This window comes from Roseateles sp. FW305-36, from assembly GCF_058787015.1.
On record NZ_JBYSZK010000020.1, the window covers coordinates 92,302 to 107,175 of the forward strand.

The following is a 14,874-nucleotide window of genomic DNA, read 5'->3' on the forward strand; positions in this document are numbered from 1 at the left end:
TTTGCGCCATCAAGCCACTTTGGCTTCGGTCAACGCGGGCAATCTCACCCGGATCAACGTCCCTTGATCCAGCGCAGATTCGACTGACAAGGTACCGCGCTCCGCTTCGACCCGGAACCGCATCCCCAACAGACCGTAGGTCGAGTTCTTGATTGCATCGGTGTCGAAGCCGATGCCGTCGTCCCGCACGATGAGTTCGGCCTGCCCGCGTGCGAGGGTGAGACTCATCCACAGATTGCGTGCGCCCGCGTACTTGCTGACGTTGGTGATGGCTTCCTGAACCACTCGGTAGACGACAAGTTCGGCGTTCGCCCCAAGCCGCACCGGCGACAGCGAGCAGTGCACCTGGACACCAGCGCGCCTAGCGAACTCACCGGCCAGTATGGCCAGCGTGGACGCCAGGCCTAGGTTGCCGAGGGTGGAGGGGCGCAAGTTCTCGATGATGTCTTGCTTTAGCGCAATGCCGCTGTTGAGCTTCTCAATCAGCTGAGTGAGCGGCTCAAGCGCCTCGGGCGCGAGACGAGTGACGCGCGTGCGGATGCGCGCGGCATCAAGCTTGGCGGAGATGAGCAGCGAACCCATCTCGTCGTGCAGGTCGCGAGCCAGCCGGGCCCTTTCCTCCTCGCGCGCCGTTTCGATGTGCTGCGCCAGTTTGACGAGCTGTTCCGTTCGGCGCGCGACCTCGACTTCCAGCCGCTCGCGCTCGATCTGCACTAGGCGCTGGCGCTCGTGCTTCTCGCGCTCACGCTGTTCCTCCGCCGCGAGACCGCGGCGGAGATAAAGGAACAGCGCCGCCAGGCTGGCCACGCTCAGCGCCGCCACGCCGATGCGGTTGAGCAGCAGTGTGCGGTGGATGTCGGTCTGCTGCGCAGATGGGGCAGCGCGCAGGTCTTCCAGCTTGGCCGCACCAGAGCGCAGTTCGCTGAGTTTGGCGAGCACACCTTCTGATTGCCAGTAGGAGTTCTCGCCCACCAGCACCACGGTCACTGCCGCCGCGCAGGCAATGGGTACCAAGACGGGATGGCGGGCGAGGACAGCGCGGATTGTCACGGCTGCGTCACCCGTCCGTGGATATGGCGTCGGTGCTGTGGTACGGCATCCGCAACTGGCCATCGGCGCCCGCCACCGCCTTGATGCTGATGACCGGTGCGCCGGAGTTGACCGTGCCGAAGATGGTGGCAAAGGCCACATCGGCGGCGTCGCGCCCGGTGCCGAAACGCACGAAGCCCATCGGGATGGCAGTCCCGGAAGGATCAAAGATGTACCAGCAGTCACCGAGATAAACCTCCACATAGGCGTGGAAGTCGGTCGGGCCGAGGGCTGGGTCGGCGCCGTAGTCGATGCCGGTGGCGAAGCGCGCCGGGATGTTGATGGCGCGACATAGCGCAATCATCAGATGAGCAAAGTCGCGACACACGCCCACCTGGTCCAGCAACGTATCGATTGCCGAGGTGTTGGAGTCCGACGTATTGGACGTGAAAGTCGTCCGCTCCAGCACCCAGTCCCGGATTGCCTGCACACGACCGTAGCCCTGCCAGCGTTGGCCGAACTCCCGCATGGCCAGGCGATGCAGCCGGTCGGACTGGCAATAGCGGCTGGGGTAGATGTAGCCCAGCACGTCGGCCGGCAGCCGCGCGACGGGCACCTCGGCCACGTCGCCCGGCGTGGCAACGTGATGCATGAGGTCGACCGCAGCACGGTAGGCCACCTTCAATGGTCCGGCCTGTGCCTGCAGGCGCAGGTAGCGGTTGCGGGTGACGGGCTCCATCTCAACGCGAGCAGGCTGGTCCTGGCTCAGCGTCAGCAATTCCTCCAGCACCAGCTGGCGCGGAGTGCTGGCAGCATGGATGTTGAAGATGAAGTCGCAGCCGGGTTCGGAGATGACGTAATTGAGTTCGAGCGCGATCTCGAGGCGGATCATTTTCGACTCGCAGGTGTGCGACCTGCTGCCAATGGCTCTGGCCAAGCGCGAGGCTTCATAAGGTGCTCCAAATGAGCCCTACCTTACGCTCTTTCTGGATGTGGGGCCGCCGCCGCCGAAATGTGCCCCTTGCTCCCCTGCGCTGCCATGGGCGGACGTGAGTCGCCCGGACATGAAAAAAGCCCCAAGTGCTTGATGCGCCTGGGGCTTTTGCGTCTTCATGCGTTCACATGAAATGTTCTTATGGGGTGGCTGATGGGACTCGAACCCACGACGACAGGAATCACAATCCTGGACTCTACCAACTGAGCTACAGCCACCGCAGAGCCAAAGAGTATAGCCTAAAAATCAGGGTGCGCTGGCTGCCGAGGCCGGCGCTTCGACCTTGATGGCGGCCTTGTACTGCGACTTCAGCGCGGCGAGATAGGCCTGGCCTTCGGCGCGGGACCAGGCGCCGGCGTATTGCTGGGCTGCGCGCTTGTCGTCGATGACGGTGGCGTCACGCGGCTGCAACTGGTTGATGCGGGCCACGACATAGCCGCCATCGTCCGCGGCCACACCGACCGCCGTCGGCAGCTTGGTGGCATCGGCACCGAGCACGGCTTCGAGCTGGGCGCGCGTCAGGTTCTGCGGCTTGGCGCGCGACACGGCGACGGCAGCTTCCAGGCCGGCGGTGTCGGCAGGATTGGCCTTCAACGCGGCCAGGCGGGCTTCGCCGGCCTTCTTGGCCTGCTCGGAGGCGAGTTTCTGGACCAGTTGGCTGCGGACCTTGTCCTTGACGTCGGCCAGCGGCGGCACGCGGGCCGGGTTGTGCTGGACGACATGGGCCGACACGAGTTGGCTGGGGCCGGTCTCGACGGCCTCGGTGTTGCGCTTGTTGCGCAGCGCGTCGTTGCCGAAGACGGCCTCCAGCAGCTTGGCCGAGGCGAGCGGACCCGCGGCGCCCGGCAGGGGCTGGCGCTGCACGGTGGCGGTCTGGACCTGCAGCTTGAGCTTGTCAGCGGCGGGCTGCAGGCTGTCGGACTGTTCGTAGACGAGGTTGCCGAACTGCTCGGCGGCCTCGGAGTAGCGGCGCTGGGCGAGCTGCTTGCGAACCTCGTTCTCGACCTCGGCGCGCACCGCCTCGAAGGGCTTCTTGTCGCCGCCGCGGGTGCCGGTCAGCTGGATGATGTGATAGCCGAAGTCGGTCTCGACCAGGTTGCTGATCTCGCCCTGCTTCATCGCATAGACAGCGGCGTCGAACTCCTTGACCATGGCGCCACGGCTGAAGAAGTCGAGGTCGCCACCGTTGACGGCCGAACCTTCGTCCTGGGAATTCTTCTTGGCGAGGGCGGCGAATTCGCCCGGGTTCTTGCGGACCTGGGCCAGGATTTCTTCCGCCTTGGCCTTGGCCTTGGCGCGCTCCGCGGCGGGGGCGCTGCGTTCCGCCTTGATGAGGATGTGGCTGGCGCGGCGCTCTTCCGGCACGCCGTAGCGCGCGGCGTTTTCCTTGTAGTAGTTCTGCAGGTCGTCTTCGCTGAACTTGACGTCCTTCTTCAGCGCTTCCAGGTCGAGCACGACGTACTGGATCTGGGCCGATTCGGGCAGCTGGAACTTGGCAGCGTTGGCCGGCTCCTTGTAGAAGGCCTCGATGTCGGCGTCGCCCGGATTGATCTTGGCGGCGAAGTCCTTGATGTCGAAGCGCTGCAACTGCACTTCACGCTGCTGCAGCAGCGAGTCGAAGGCGAGCTTGGCGTTGGCGTTGGCGGCAACGGCGGAGGACTCGATGCCCGACGTGACCTGGCGCAACGACATGTCCTGGCGCAGCTTCTCCAGGAAGATCGCCGAGTTCATGCCCTGGGCGGCCAGGATGGCCTTGTTGACCGAGCCATCGGGGTTGCGCATGAAGGCGAACTGCGGGTCGCGCTTGAACAGCGTGTCCAGGCGCTCGTCGCTGACAGTGAAATGCTGGTGGTTGGCAGCGGCCTGCAGGGTGCGCTCGGTCACCAGGTTCTCGAGCGCCTGGCGCTTCGCTTCCGGCGTGTCGAGCAGCTTGGGGTCGACATTGGGGTTCTGGCTGCGGATGCGCTGGGCCAGCTCGCGCTGGGCCACCTCCCACTCGGCCTGGGTGATCTTGCGCCCATCGACGGACGCCACGCCCGTGTTGGCGCCGCCCATCATGCTGGTGTAGCCCTGCATGCCGACCATGGCGAAGGACGGCAGGATCAGCAGCATCAACAGGAACTGGAACAGGCGGTTGTGCTGGCGAACGAATTCAAACATCTCGAGGAGCCTTGAGGATCAAACGCGACGAAGGCGAACCGAGGTTCGCCTTCGAGGGAGCCGCATTCTAAATGCGAGACGGCTGACGCCGCCTGTGGGTCGGGTGGTGGGCGCTGACGGGCTCGAACCGCCGACAATCTCCGTGTAAGGGAGGTGCTCTACCAACTGAGCTAAGCGCCCGGAAAAACCGGTACCGGCCGAAGGTTCAGTTCACGGCGTCCTTGAGGGCCTTGCCGGGTTTGAACTTGGGCACCTTGGCCGATTTGATCTTGATGGTGTCACCGGTGCGAGGGTTGCGACCGGCGCGCGCGGCGCGCTTGGTGATGCTGAAGGTGCCGAAGCCCACCAGCGAAACGGTGCCGTTCTTCTTCAGCGTCGTCTTGACGCCGCCAATCACGGCTTCGAGCGCGCGGCCTGCAGCAGCCTTGGAGATGTCGGCCTGCTTGGCGATGTGCTCGATCAATTCGGACTTGTTCACTCGTGCCCCCTCATGACGATTCAGCGGACTGTTGAGCCCTGCGCCTTGGCTGGCGCCGGACTGCGATGCAGATGTCGGTCCCGCGCACTGCGCAGCCTGTGGAAGGCCGACTGCTGGCGGCCAAGGCGCGCGCGGGGAAGCGGATTCTAGACGCGCGTCAGGCGGTGGGCGGGGCGGGAAAAGTCCCGATACAACTCGGTGTCCGGCGTGCGCCGGAACATCGTCCTAGCGGGCCTTGGCGCGGATTTCCGGCAGGGCTTTCTGCAGGTAATAGACCATGGACCAGATGGTCAGCACGACGGCGGCATAGATCAGCCAGGTGCCCCACAGCCGCGTCGGAATCAGGCCGAACAGCCGGCCGTCATAGAGCAGGAAGGGAATGGCGACCATCTGCACCGTCGTCTTCAGCTTGCCGACCATGTGGACGGCCACGCTGCGCGAGGCGCCGATCTGGGCCATCCATTCACGCAGGGCCGAGATGGCGATCTCGCGACCGATGATGACAAGCGCCACGAAGGCGTCGACGCGCCCGAGTTCCAGCAGCACCAGCAGGGCCGAGCAGACCAGGAACTTGTCGGCCACCGGATCGAGGAAGGCGCCGAAGGAGGAGGTCTGGTTGAGCTTGCGCGCCAGATAGCCGTCCAGCCAGTCGGTCAATGCGACGACGACGAAGAGAACGGTGGCGAACAGGTTCTGGTGCGCCGGCGCCAGCTCCAAGTGGAAGACGCCGACGATCAGCGGGATGGCCACGATGCGGGCCCAGGTCAGCAGAGTCGGCAGCGTCAGGAACATGCCGGCATTGTGCCCATGTCGACGCCCTCTTCCTGTGCGCCGGGGCGCGATTGTGGTGGGCAACCCTCAGTTCAGGCTGAGCGGCTTGAAGCGGCGGTCTTCTTCAAAGAGGAAGGTTTCGGTGAACTTCCAGGGCTCGGGCATGCGGCGCACGTCGCCGAAGGGCGCGGCACGGTAGACGGCGTCGATGGCCAGCTGCTGGGTTTCCGGCGCGAATCTGGGTTTGCGGATGACGTTGACCCGGCGCACGCTGCCGTCGGCCTTGACCTCGACTTCCAGCACCACCACGCTCAGCACATGCGTGGGCGCCTGCGTCATGAAGCTGCCCTCGGGGTTGGCCATGACCATGCGCTCCGCGGCCTGGCGGCGCAACTCGTCATGGGTGCGCACCGCCTTGGGCGGCGGCAGGCCGGCGGGCTTGGGCGCGGCCGTGACGGCGGGCGACGGCAGCGGTGCCGGCGCCGAAACGGAAGGCGAGGTTCGAGCCGGCCCGGGCGTTGGCTCAGGGGCGCGCGGCGTCGCGGCGCAACCGGCCAGCAGCGGGCCGATCAGCCAGCGGGCAGTCCGCTTCAGACGGTGCATGGTGCGCAAGATGAGTCCCTCCAGTGGCATGGATTGTTCGCCTTCGCGTTCCGCTCGATGTGCGACGAATGTCTCGCCGGCGCCAATTGACCTGTAGTTCAGTGCAACGCGCGGTAAATCTCTTCGGCGAGTTCTCGAGAGATGCCTTTCACGCTGCACAACTCGTCCACGCTGGCCCCCGCGACGCCGCGCACGCCACCGAAACGCTGCAACAACTGGGCACGCTTTTTCGGGCCGACGCCGGGCACGTCCTCCAGCCGCGAGCCGCCGGTGCGCGTGGCCGCGCGCTTGGCGCGCATGCCCGTGATGGCGAAGCGGTGAGCCTCGTCGCGGATCTGGGCGATCAGCATCAGCGCCGCCGAGTCGCGGCCCAGGTAGACCTTCTCGCGGCCATCGGCAAAGACCAGTTCTTCCAGGCCGACCTTGCGCCCTTCGCCCTTCTCGACGCCGGCGATCAGGCTCAGGTCCAGGCCGAGCTCCTCGAAGACCTCGCGCGCCATGCTGACCTGGCCGCGGCCACCGTCCACCAGCACCAGGTCCGGCAGGCGGCCGGTGCCGAGCTGGGCGGCCTCCGCCATCTTGCTGTAGCGCCGCGTCAGCACCTGGCGCATGGCGGCGTAGTCGTCGCCGCCGGTCACGCCCTCGATGTTGTAGCGCCGGTACTGGCTGCTCTGCATCTGGTGGTTCTCGAAGACGACGCAGCTGGCCATGGTCGCCTCGCCCGCGGTGTGGCTGATGTCGAAGCATTCAACGCGGAACTTGTCGATCTCGGGTGGCGCCAGGTCCAGCGCATCGACCATGGCCCGGGTGCGCGCCTGCTGCGAGCCCTCTTCGGCCAGCAGACGCGCCAGCGCCAGCTCGGCGCCCTTGATGCACATCTCCTGCCAGATGCGGCGCTGGCCGCGCGGCTGGGCCTGCACGGTCACGCGGCTGCCGGCCTGACTGCCTAGCGCGTCGGCCAAGCCGACGTCCACCCCATCGCTGACGATGATGAGGCCGGGCACCGGCGAGGCCAGGTAGTGCTGGGCCATGAAGGCCTCGAGCACCTGTCGCTCAGGTGACAACTTCTCTTCGTCGTCGAGCTGGATGGCCGTGGCGTCGTCGACATGCTTGGGAAAGAAGGCACGATCACCCAGATGCCGGCCGCCGCGCACCATGGCCAGGTTCACGCAGGCCTTGCCGCCCTGCACCTTGACGGCCAGGATGTCCACGTCGCGGTCGCGGCCGGTGGCGCTGCTCTCCTCGATGACCTGCTGCTGCAGCACCTTGGACAGGGCCTGGATCTGGTTGCGCACCTCGGCCGCCAGCTCGTAGCGCTGCGCTTCGGCGTAGCCCATCATCTGCTCCTGCAGCGAAGCCATGACCTCGTCGGTCTCGCCGCGCAGAAAGCGCTCGGCGCTGTGCACATCGCGCGCGTACTCGCCGGTCTGGCCGGCCGGCACGCAGGGCCCGGAGCAGCGCTTGATCTGGTGCAGCAGGCAGGGCCGGCTGCGGTTGTTGAAGACGCTGTCCTCGCAGGTGCGCAGCTTGAATACCTTCTGCATCAGCTGGATGGATTCCTTGACCGCCCAGGCACTCGGGAAGGGCCCGAAATACTGATGTCGCTTGTCCACCGAGCCGCGGTAATAGGCCATGCGCGGCCAGGCGTGCGAGGTGATCTTCAGATAGGGGTAGCTCTTGTCGTCGCGGAACAGGATGTTGAAGCGCGGGTTCAACGTCTTGATCAGGTTGTTTTCCAGCAGCAAGGCCTCGGCCTCGGTGCGCACGACGGTCGTCTCCATGCGCGCGATGCGCGCCACCATCATGCCGATGCGCGTGCCGCCGTGGTTCTTCTGGAAGTAGCTGCTGACGCGGCGCTTCAGGTCCTTGGCCTTGCCGACATAGAGCACCTCGTCGCGGGCGTCGAAATAGCGATACACGCCGGGCAGGGCGGGCAGCGCATTGACTTCGGCCTGCAGGCGCTCGCGGGCCTCGCGGGCGGCGGCCTCCATTTCAATGGCGCGCTTTTTCTCGGCCGCTTCGATGGCGGCGCGTTCGGCCGCCCATTCGGCCTGCTGCTGATCACCTGCTTCGGTGTTGGGAGGGGTCGTACTCGACATGCGGGGAATTGTGGCCTGGGAGAATTCGCCCATGCTTTGGGACATCTTCTGCCGCGTCATCGACAACCACGGCGACCTCGGCGTCTGCTGGCGCCTGGCGCGCGACCTGGTCGCACGCGGGGAGCAGGCCAGGCTCTGGGTGGACGACGCCTCCGCACTGGCCTGGATGGCGCCTGAACGGCCCGACAGGCGCCACGGTGTCGAGATCCGCCCCTGGCCAGAGGACGATGCGCAGGCGACACCGGGCGATGTCGTCATCGAGGCCTTCGGCTGCGAACTGCCGGCCTTCTTCATCGCCCGCATGGCCGCCCGCCAGCCCGCCCCGCGCTGGATCAACCTCGAATACCTCAGCGCCGAGGACTACGTGGAACGCAGCCACGGCCTCGCCTCGCCACAGTTCCACGGCCCCGGCGCGGGGCTGACCAAGCACTTCTTCTACCCCGGCTTCACGCCCCGCACCGGCGGCCTGCTGCGCGAGCCCGGCCTGCTGGATCGCATCTCGGCCTTCGACGGCCCCGCCTGGCTGGCCGCGCGCGGCTGGGCGCCCGAGGAGGGTGAGCGTGTCGTCAGCCTGTTCGCCTATGCCAACACCGGCCTGCCAGACCTGCTCGCCGCGCTGGCTGAGCAGCCGACGCTGGTGCTGGCCTGCCCGGGACCGCTGCAGCAGCTGATCACGCCACGCCCCGGCCTGCGCGGCATCGCCCTGCCCTATCTGCCCCAGGACGACTACGACCGGCTGCTGTGGGCCTGTGACCTGAACTTCGTGCGCGGCGAGGATTCGTTCGTGCGCGCCCAATGGGCCGGCAAGCCCTTTGTCTGGCATATCTACCCACAGGATGACGACGCTCATCACGCCAAGCTGGAGGCCTTCATGGCGCGTGCCGGTCTGCCCGAGGCCTGGCGCGCCGTCTGGCGCGGCTGGAATGGTCTGAACGCCCTGCCGGCGCGACTTGCCGGCCTGGACGAAGCCACTGCCCACGCGCCGCGGTGGCGTGCGCAATTGGCGATGCAGCCCGATCTGCTGACGCAGCTGCAGGGATTCTTAGGGGTTTCCAGCTAGAATAACGGGCTTTGCCGCGCCAAACCGGGATGAAATCCGCTGGAGTCTGGTGCGCAGCTCCTGATTCAAGCCTGAGAGACCCCCATGAAACTCGCTCAAGAAATCCGCGCCGGCAACGTGATCATGCAGGGCAAGGACCCGATGGTCGTCCTGAAGACCGAATACAGCCGTGGCGGCCGTGGCGCAGCCACCGTGCGCATCAAGATGAAGAACCTGCTGAACGGCGCCGGCGCCGAGCTGGTCTTCAAGGCCGACGACAAGATGGAGCAGATCATCCTCGACAAGAAGGACTGCACCTACACCTACTTCGCCGACCCGATGTATGTCTTCATGGACACCGAGTACAACCAGTACGAAGTCGAGTCCGAGAACATGGGCGACGCCCTGTCCTACCTGGAAGACAGCATGGCCGTCGAAGTGACCTTCTATGACGGCAAGGCCATCTCGATCGAACTGCCCACCAGCGTCGTTCGCGAAATCGAGACCGAGCCGGCCGTCAAGGGCGACACCTCGGGCAAGGTCATGAAGCCCGCACGCCTGAAGGGCACCGGCTTCGAAATCGCCGTGCCGCTGTTCGTCGAAAACGGCGACAAGATCGAAATCGACACCCGCACCCACGAGTACCGCAAGCGCGTCTGAGGGACGGCTCCGGCCTCATGCAAAACGCCCGCATCAGCGGGCGTTTTTGTTTATTCGGCGTCGTCCGACAGATCGGGCACTTCGGGTTCGGCGTCGATCTCGCTGTCGAAATCGGCGGCGCTGCCCTTGACCGGGATCCAGGGGCGGTCCAGCGGGCGGTAGACGCGGCGGGCCAGGCGGGCCAGGCGGTCCGAGCGCTCGATGGCGTTCATCACCTGCTCGGGGGCGATCAGCATGGCGAAGGGATCAGCCAGATTCGGGATGGTGGACAGCATGGTGGGCCTCGTTGTTTGACGATGACTCCACTGTAGGCAGCCGGTGCGTTTCGAAAAAGTCGGCTCAGCGCGCTAGGCGCTGTAAGACTTTTCCCTACACGGCCCTCCGGGCGAGAACTATTTGGCGCTTGCCGCCCCGCGCTGGCGTTCCGCCATGATGCGGCGCAGCTCCGTGGCCATCAGGTCGCGGCCGCCCCGCTGGGCAAAGTCGGCCGCCGTCAGCTCCTGCTCGTTGGCCGCGCGAGGCTCGGCGCCGGCCTTGATGAGCAGGGGCACCAGGTCGCTGTTGCCATAGCGCGCCGCCATCATCAGCGGCGTGGTGCCGTTCTCGGAGCGCGCGTTCAGCTCGGCGCCCTGCTCGATCAGGAAGGCGGCCACGCCGTTGTCGGGGCCGCTGCAGGCGTAGTGCAGCGGCGTCCAGCCCGGGCGGTTGACGGAAGCGCCGCGCTTCACCAGGGCCTGGGCCGCCGGCAGCGAGCCGCGGATGGCGGCAATCATCAGCGGCGTCTCACCCTGGGCATTGGGCTCGTCGACATGCGTGAGCGGCGAAGCCAGCAGGCTGTCCAGCGCGCGCAGCGAGTCCTCGCGCAGCGCGATGAAGAGGGCCTTGCGGCCGCGCGAATCGGCCTGGTTGGGGTCGATGCCCTTGAGCAGCAGGCCCAGCACGGCACGGCCATCGTTCATCTCGGCGGCGATGACGAAATCGTCGATGGGCGCGGCACCCGCGGCGCTTGCCGCCAGCAGGGCCAGCGCGGCGATCCAGCTCTTTTTCATGCCGCTGCAGGCAGGCCGAACAGCCGCCGCGTGTTCGCCGTCGTGCGTGCCGCCAGTTCCTCCACCGGCAGGCCGACCGCATCGGCCACGGCCTTGGCCACATGGGGCACATAGGCCGGCGAATTGGTCTTGCCGCGATAGGGCACGGGGGCCAGATAGGGGCTGTCGGTCTCGATCAGCACGCGGTCCAGCGGCAGCAGCTTCAGCAGGTCGCGCAGGTCCTGGGCGTTCTTGAAGCTGACGATGCCGGAGAAGGAGATGTAGTAGCCGCGCTCCACCGCCGCCAGGGCCACCTCGGCCGTCTCGGTGAAGCAGTGGAAGACGCCACCCGCCTGCTCGCCGCCCTCCTCGTCCAGCACGCGCAGGGTGTCGGCCGCGCTGGAGCGGGTGTGGATGACCAGGGGCTTGGCCGCCTGCCTGGCGGCGCGGATGTGGGTGCGGAAGCGCTCGCGCTGCCACTCCATGTCCTCGACGCTGCGGCCGTTCAGGCGGTAGTAGTCCAGCCCTGTCTCGCCGATGGCGACGATGCGCGGCAGCGCCGCCAGCTTCACCAGCTCGTCGACGCCGGGCTCACGCATGTCCTCGGTGTCGGGGTGCACGCCCACCGTCGCCCACAACTGGGCGTTCTCGAGGGCCAGCGCATGCACGGCCTCGAATTCCTCCATCTGCGTGCAGATGCAGATGGCCTGCTCGACCTGGGCAGCCCGCATGTCGGCCAGGATGGCGGGCAGGTTCTGCTTCAGCTCGGGGAAGCTGAGATGGCAATGCGAATCAACGAACATCGAACCGGGATCGGGAAGGAATCAGAGCGTCTGCGTCGGCTTGCTCGAGGAAATCGCCGTGCCGAGGATCTCCTCGATGCGGACACGGATCAGCCGCGTCTTCTCGTCGCCGGGGAAGCGCACGCCCACGCCCTGGGTGCGGCCACCCGACGCATTGGCCGGTGTCAGCCAGGCCACCTTGCCGGCGACGGGATAGCGCTGGTTGTCCTCGGGCAGGGCCAGCAGCAGATAGACGTCTTCGCCGAGCTTGTAGTCGCGCGTCGTCGGCACGAACAGGCCTCCATCCGCAAAGGCGGGGATATAGGCGGCGTACAGAGCCGACTTCTCGCGGAAGACCAGCTGGATGACGCTGGGTCGCGCCCCGGACGCAGTCCCGGCACCCGTCACCGTGGGCAGAGGCAGATTGCCGCTCATCTGGCTGGGATGGAAATTCGGAGACTTGGAGGTGGGTTCGCTCATGAGGCTCGAGTGTAGTCAGCGCGCCGCCGCCGCGATGGCAGCCTGGGCCTGGGCGATCAGGGCCTCGATCCACAGGCTGGCATTCAAGGGGTGATCGGCATGCCGGGAGGCGCGGCGCAGCTCGGCGTCCCAGGCCAGCAAAGGCGCCGGGCGCTTGGGCGAAGGCAGAGAGGCGGCGGCGAAGAACTGGCCCGGCCGGCCATGGCTGCGGCGCAACAGGTCATGGCACAGGCGCTGCAGGGCATCGATGGCGCGCGGTGGCGCCCAATCCGACAGGGCCGCCACTTCGCCACGGGCCACACGCTTGGGCAGGGCCTGCCAGGTCGCATCGGTCAGGCCGGCCTCGTGCCAAGCCAAGGCCTGCTGGGGACGGCCGCCAGTGGCATCGAGCAGGCCTTCAGCGCCGTCCAGGCCCTTGGACGCCAGCCAGGCCAGCGCGGCGCTGCGCTCGGGCAGCGGCAGCGGCAAGGGCTGACAGCGGCTGCGGATGGTGGGCAGCAGCGCGGCGCTGTCGTGGCTGGCCAGCGCAAAGCGCAGCAGGCCCGAAGGCTCCTCCAGCGTCTTCAACAGCGCATTGGCCGCGATGCCGTTCAGGGCCTCGGCCGGGAAGATGACGACGACCTTGGCCTTGCCGCGCGCCGAAGTGGCCTGGGCGAAGGCGAGCAGGTTGCGCACCGCCTCGACCTTGATCTCCTTGCTGGGCTTGGCCTTGCCGGCCTTGGGGGCATCCGGCTCTTCGAAAGGCAGGCCGAGAGATTCGCGCGCCGCGGCATCCAGCGCCTCGGGCATCAGCAGCTGGAAGTCGGGATGCGTGCCGCTGGCGAACAGCTTGCAGCTGGCGCAATGGCCGCAGGCGGGCTGGGCCTCGCCGCGGTTCTCGCACAGCCAGCTCTGGGCCAGCTTGACGGCCAGTTCCAGCTGGCCGACGCCGGCCGGCCCCTGCACCAGCAGGGCATGCGAGCGCGCCCGCGCCAGCGCATCGGCCAACGGCGCCTGCAGCCAGGGGAGATCGGCGTTCAGCATGTCGGCGTCGCCCGGCCGCCCGTAGGCGCCGACGCGCCCCCTCGGGGGGCAGTGAACAAAGTGAACGCGGGGGCAGTCATGTCGGATAGCGTTGTTCGAGGACGGCCAGCACCTGGGCCGCGACCTGTTCGACGGTACCGCTGGCGTCGACGCGCACGATGCGGCCCGGCGCCTTGGCCGCACGGGCCGCGTAGCCGGCGCGCACGCGCTCGAAGAAGTCCAGGTCCTGCTGCTCGATGCGGTCGGCCTCACGGGCGCTGGCGCGGCGCGCGGCGGCCTGGCTCGCGGGCAGGTCGAACCACAGCGTCAGTTCGGGTTCGGTGCCTTCCTGAACCCAATCGGCGAGCGACTCCAGCACGCTCAGCGGCAGGCCGCGGCCACCGCCCTGGTAGGCGAAGCTGGCGTCGGTGAAGCGGTCGCAGAGCAGGGTCTTGCCGGCGGCCAGCGCCGGCTTGATGACCGTCTCGACATGGTCGCGGCGGCCGGCAAACATCAGCAGCAACTCGGTCAGCGAGCCCATGGCCTGCTTCAGCACGATGTCGCGCAGGGTCTCGGCCAGCGGCGTGCCGCCGGGCTCGCGGCTGAGCTGGACATCGGCGCCGCGGGCGCGGAACCAGTCGGCCACGGCCTGGATGTGGGTGGACTTGCCGGCACCGTCGATGCCCTCGAAAGAAATGAACCGACCAGTCACTTGCCGCCGCGTTGGTATTTGTTGACCGCGCGATTGTGCGCGGTGAGGTCTTCGCTGAATTCGCTGCTGCCGTCGCCGCGGGCGACGAAATACACCGCCTTGATGGGCGCCGGGTCCAGGGCCGCCTGCAGCGAGGCGGCGCCGGGCATGGCGATGGGCGTGGGCGGCAGGCCGCCGCGGGTGTAGGTGTTGTAGGGCGTGTCGGCCAGCAGATCGCGCTTGCGCAGATTGCCGTCGAAGGCCTCGCCCAGGCCGTAGATGACGGTCGGGTCGGTCTGCAGCGGCATGCCGACGCGCAGGCGGTTGACGAAGACGGCGGCCACCTTGGCGCGGTCGGCGGACACGCCGGTCTCCTTCTCGACGATGGAAGCCAGGATCAGCGCCTCGTCGGCCGACTTCAGCGGCAGATTGGGCGCCCGCTTGCTCCACGCGGCCGCGAGTCGGTGCTGCAGGGCCGCATGGGCGCGCTTGAGCACGGTCAGGTCGCTGACGCCGCGGCTGTAGGCATAGGTGTCGGGGAAGAAGCGGCCTTCGGGCGACACGCCGGGCTCGCCCAGCGCCGCCATGATCTCGGCATCACTCATCTGCGCCGTCTTGGCTTTCAGCTGCGGCGCGGCAGCCAGGGCCGCCCTCACCTGGCGCCAGTTCCAGCCCTCGATGAGGCGCAGCTGCTCCAGGATCTGGTCGCCCTTGACCATCTTGTCCAGCAGCTCGCGCGGCGTGATGCCACCATGCACCTCATAGCTGCCGGCGCGGATCTGCTTGGCCTGGCCCGACCATTTGAACCACTGGTAGAGGAAGCGGGCATCGGTCTGCACGCCGGCGCCCACCCAGGCCCGGGCGACCTCGGCGGGGTTGGTGCCGGGTTCGATGGACAGCTCCACCGACGGCGCGGCCAGGCTCAGCGGGCTGCGCAGCCATTGCCAGGCGGCGCCGGCGGCCAGTGCCGCGATCAACAACAGGGCGAGTACCGCCCGCAACAACCACTTCATGCCCTTGGTCAGGCTCCGTCTAAAGGGGGCCGATGATAATTCGCG

16 protein-coding genes and 2 tRNA genes are annotated in these 14,874 nt (G+C 67.3%); 2 read left to right on the forward strand and 16 right to left on the reverse strand.

The features are described from left to right. Positions 1-9: 9 nt before the first annotated feature. The 9 genes from AC3WOE_RS27510 to uvrC form a co-directional block, all read right to left on the reverse strand. Positions 10-1,014, reverse strand: a complete 1,005-nt coding sequence (locus tag AC3WOE_RS27510) for a sensor histidine kinase (protein WP_492695145.1) — start codon at positions 1,012-1,014, stop codon at positions 10-12. A gap of 43 nt (positions 1,015-1,057) precedes the next feature. Then, positions 1,058-1,921: a transglutaminase-like domain-containing protein gene (locus AC3WOE_RS27515; RefSeq protein WP_492695147.1), complete on the reverse strand. Its 864-nt coding sequence runs from the start codon at positions 1,919-1,921 to the stop codon at positions 1,058-1,060. Positions 1,922-2,165: 244 nt separating this feature from the next. After that, a tRNA-His gene (locus tag AC3WOE_RS27520) sits at positions 2,166-2,241 on the reverse strand. A gap of 28 nt (positions 2,242-2,269) precedes the next feature. Then, positions 2,270-4,183 carry a SurA N-terminal domain-containing protein gene (locus AC3WOE_RS27525; RefSeq protein ID WP_492695149.1) on the reverse strand — a complete coding sequence of 638 codons (1,914 nt, stop codon included), beginning with the start codon at positions 4,181-4,183 and terminating at the stop codon, positions 2,270-2,272. 104 nt (positions 4,184-4,287) lie between these two features. Continuing rightward, a tRNA-Val gene (locus tag AC3WOE_RS27530) sits at positions 4,288-4,363 on the reverse strand. Positions 4,364-4,388: 25 nt separating this feature from the next. Beyond that, positions 4,389-4,661 (reverse strand): HU family DNA-binding protein, encoded by a 273-nt coding sequence (locus tag AC3WOE_RS27535; protein ID WP_056201680.1) that lies wholly within the window; start codon positions 4,659-4,661, stop codon positions 4,389-4,391. A 225-nt stretch (positions 4,662-4,886) separates the two neighbouring features. Next, on the reverse strand, positions 4,887-5,453 hold the full coding sequence (pgsA, locus tag AC3WOE_RS27540) for a CDP-diacylglycerol--glycerol-3-phosphate 3-phosphatidyltransferase (protein WP_492695151.1): 567 nt from the start codon (positions 5,451-5,453) through the stop codon (positions 4,887-4,889). A gap of 66 nt (positions 5,454-5,519) precedes the next feature. Continuing rightward, entirely contained in the window at positions 5,520-6,035 is a 516-nt protein-coding gene (locus AC3WOE_RS27545; protein WP_492695153.1) for a hypothetical protein, read from the reverse strand. A gap of 98 nt (positions 6,036-6,133) precedes the next feature. Next, positions 6,134-8,026 (reverse strand): excinuclease ABC subunit UvrC, encoded by a 1,893-nt coding sequence (gene uvrC, locus AC3WOE_RS27550; RefSeq protein ID WP_492695202.1) that lies wholly within the window; start codon positions 8,024-8,026, stop codon positions 6,134-6,136. 139 nt (positions 8,027-8,165) lie between these two features. Here uvrC and earP point away from each other — a divergent pair, with 139 nt between their 5' ends. After that, the gene (gene earP, locus AC3WOE_RS27555) at positions 8,166-9,194 is read left to right on the forward strand and encodes an elongation factor P maturation arginine rhamnosyltransferase EarP (RefSeq protein ID WP_492695155.1); all 1,029 of its coding nucleotides are present in this window, start codon (positions 8,166-8,168) and stop codon (positions 9,192-9,194) included. An 84-nt stretch (positions 9,195-9,278) separates the two neighbouring features. Beyond that, a complete protein-coding gene (gene efp / locus AC3WOE_RS27560) occupies positions 9,279-9,833 on the forward strand; it encodes an elongation factor P (protein WP_492695157.1) in 555 nt (184 codons plus the stop codon). 50 nt (positions 9,834-9,883) lie between these two features. On the opposite strand, the gene AC3WOE_RS27565 is transcribed toward efp, so the two are convergent. The 7 genes from AC3WOE_RS27565 to mltG all read right to left on the reverse strand — a co-directional run bounded on the left by AC3WOE_RS27565 (position 9,884) and on the right by mltG (position 14,829). Next, entirely contained in the window at positions 9,884-10,108 is a 225-nt protein-coding gene (locus AC3WOE_RS27565) for a hypothetical protein (RefSeq protein WP_492695159.1), read from the reverse strand. A 117-nt stretch (positions 10,109-10,225) separates the two neighbouring features. Continuing rightward, entirely contained in the window at positions 10,226-10,882 is a 657-nt protein-coding gene (locus AC3WOE_RS27570) for an ankyrin repeat domain-containing protein (protein ID WP_492695161.1), read from the reverse strand. Further along, a complete protein-coding gene (locus AC3WOE_RS27575) occupies positions 10,879-11,664 on the reverse strand; it encodes a TatD family hydrolase (RefSeq protein ID WP_492695164.1) in 786 nt (261 codons plus the stop codon). The genes AC3WOE_RS27570 and AC3WOE_RS27575 overlap by 4 nt, the downstream gene beginning before the upstream one ends. Positions 11,665-11,685: 21 nt before the next feature. Further along, positions 11,686-12,078 (reverse strand): PilZ domain-containing protein, encoded by a 393-nt coding sequence (locus AC3WOE_RS27580; protein ID WP_492695204.1) that lies wholly within the window; start codon positions 12,076-12,078, stop codon positions 11,686-11,688. A 60-nt stretch (positions 12,079-12,138) separates the two neighbouring features. Next, positions 12,139-13,146 (reverse strand): DNA polymerase III delta subunit-related protein, encoded by a 1,008-nt coding sequence (locus AC3WOE_RS27585; protein ID WP_492695166.1) that lies wholly within the window; start codon positions 13,144-13,146, stop codon positions 12,139-12,141. 76 nt (positions 13,147-13,222) lie between these two features. Next, complete coding sequence (gene tmk / locus AC3WOE_RS27590; protein ID WP_492695168.1) at positions 13,223-13,837, reverse strand: dTMP kinase; 615 nt, start codon at positions 13,835-13,837, stop codon at positions 13,223-13,225. Continuing rightward, positions 13,834-14,829, reverse strand: a complete 996-nt coding sequence (gene mltG, locus AC3WOE_RS27595) for an endolytic transglycosylase MltG (RefSeq protein WP_492695170.1) — start codon at positions 14,827-14,829, stop codon at positions 13,834-13,836. The genes tmk and mltG overlap by 4 nt, the downstream gene beginning before the upstream one ends. Positions 14,830-14,874 lie beyond the last annotated feature (45 nt).

Coding starts and splice junctions, on each gene's coding strand:
- AC3WOE_RS27515 (WP_492695147.1), bottom strand. CDS start 1,921: ATGATCCGCCTCGAGATCGCGCTCGAACTCAATTACGTCATCTCCGAA.
- AC3WOE_RS27525 (WP_492695149.1), bottom strand. CDS start 4,183: ATGTTTGAATTCGTTCGCCAGCACAACCGCCTGTTCCAGTTCCTGTTG.
- pgsA (WP_492695151.1), bottom strand. CDS start 5,453: ATGTTCCTGACGCTGCCGACTCTGCTGACCTGGGCCCGCATCGTGGCC.
- AC3WOE_RS27545 (WP_492695153.1), bottom strand. CDS start 6,035: ATGCACCGTCTGAAGCGGACTGCCCGCTGGCTGATCGGCCCGCTGCTG.
- uvrC (WP_492695202.1), bottom strand. CDS start 8,026: ATGGAGGCCGCCGCCCGCGAGGCCCGCGAGCGCCTGCAGGCCGAAGTC.
- earP (WP_492695155.1), top strand. CDS start 8,166: ATGCTTTGGGACATCTTCTGCCGCGTCATCGACAACCACGGCGACCTC.
- efp (WP_492695157.1), top strand. CDS start 9,279: ATGAAACTCGCTCAAGAAATCCGCGCCGGCAACGTGATCATGCAGGGC.
- AC3WOE_RS27565 (WP_492695159.1), bottom strand. CDS start 10,108: ATGCTGTCCACCATCCCGAATCTGGCTGATCCCTTCGCCATGCTGATC.
- AC3WOE_RS27570 (WP_492695161.1), bottom strand. CDS start 10,882: ATGAAAAAGAGCTGGATCGCCGCGCTGGCCCTGCTGGCGGCAAGCGCC.
- AC3WOE_RS27575 (WP_492695164.1), bottom strand. CDS start 11,664: ATGTTCGTTGATTCGCATTGCCATCTCAGCTTCCCCGAGCTGAAGCAG.
- AC3WOE_RS27580 (WP_492695204.1), bottom strand. CDS start 12,078: ATGAGCGGCAATCTGCCTCTGCCCACGGTGACGGGTGCCGGGACTGCG.
- AC3WOE_RS27585 (WP_492695166.1), bottom strand. CDS start 13,146: ATGCTGAACGCCGATCTCCCCTGGCTGCAGGCGCCGTTGGCCGATGCG.
- mltG (WP_492695170.1), bottom strand. CDS start 14,829: ATGAAGTGGTTGTTGCGGGCGGTACTCGCCCTGTTGTTGATCGCGGCA.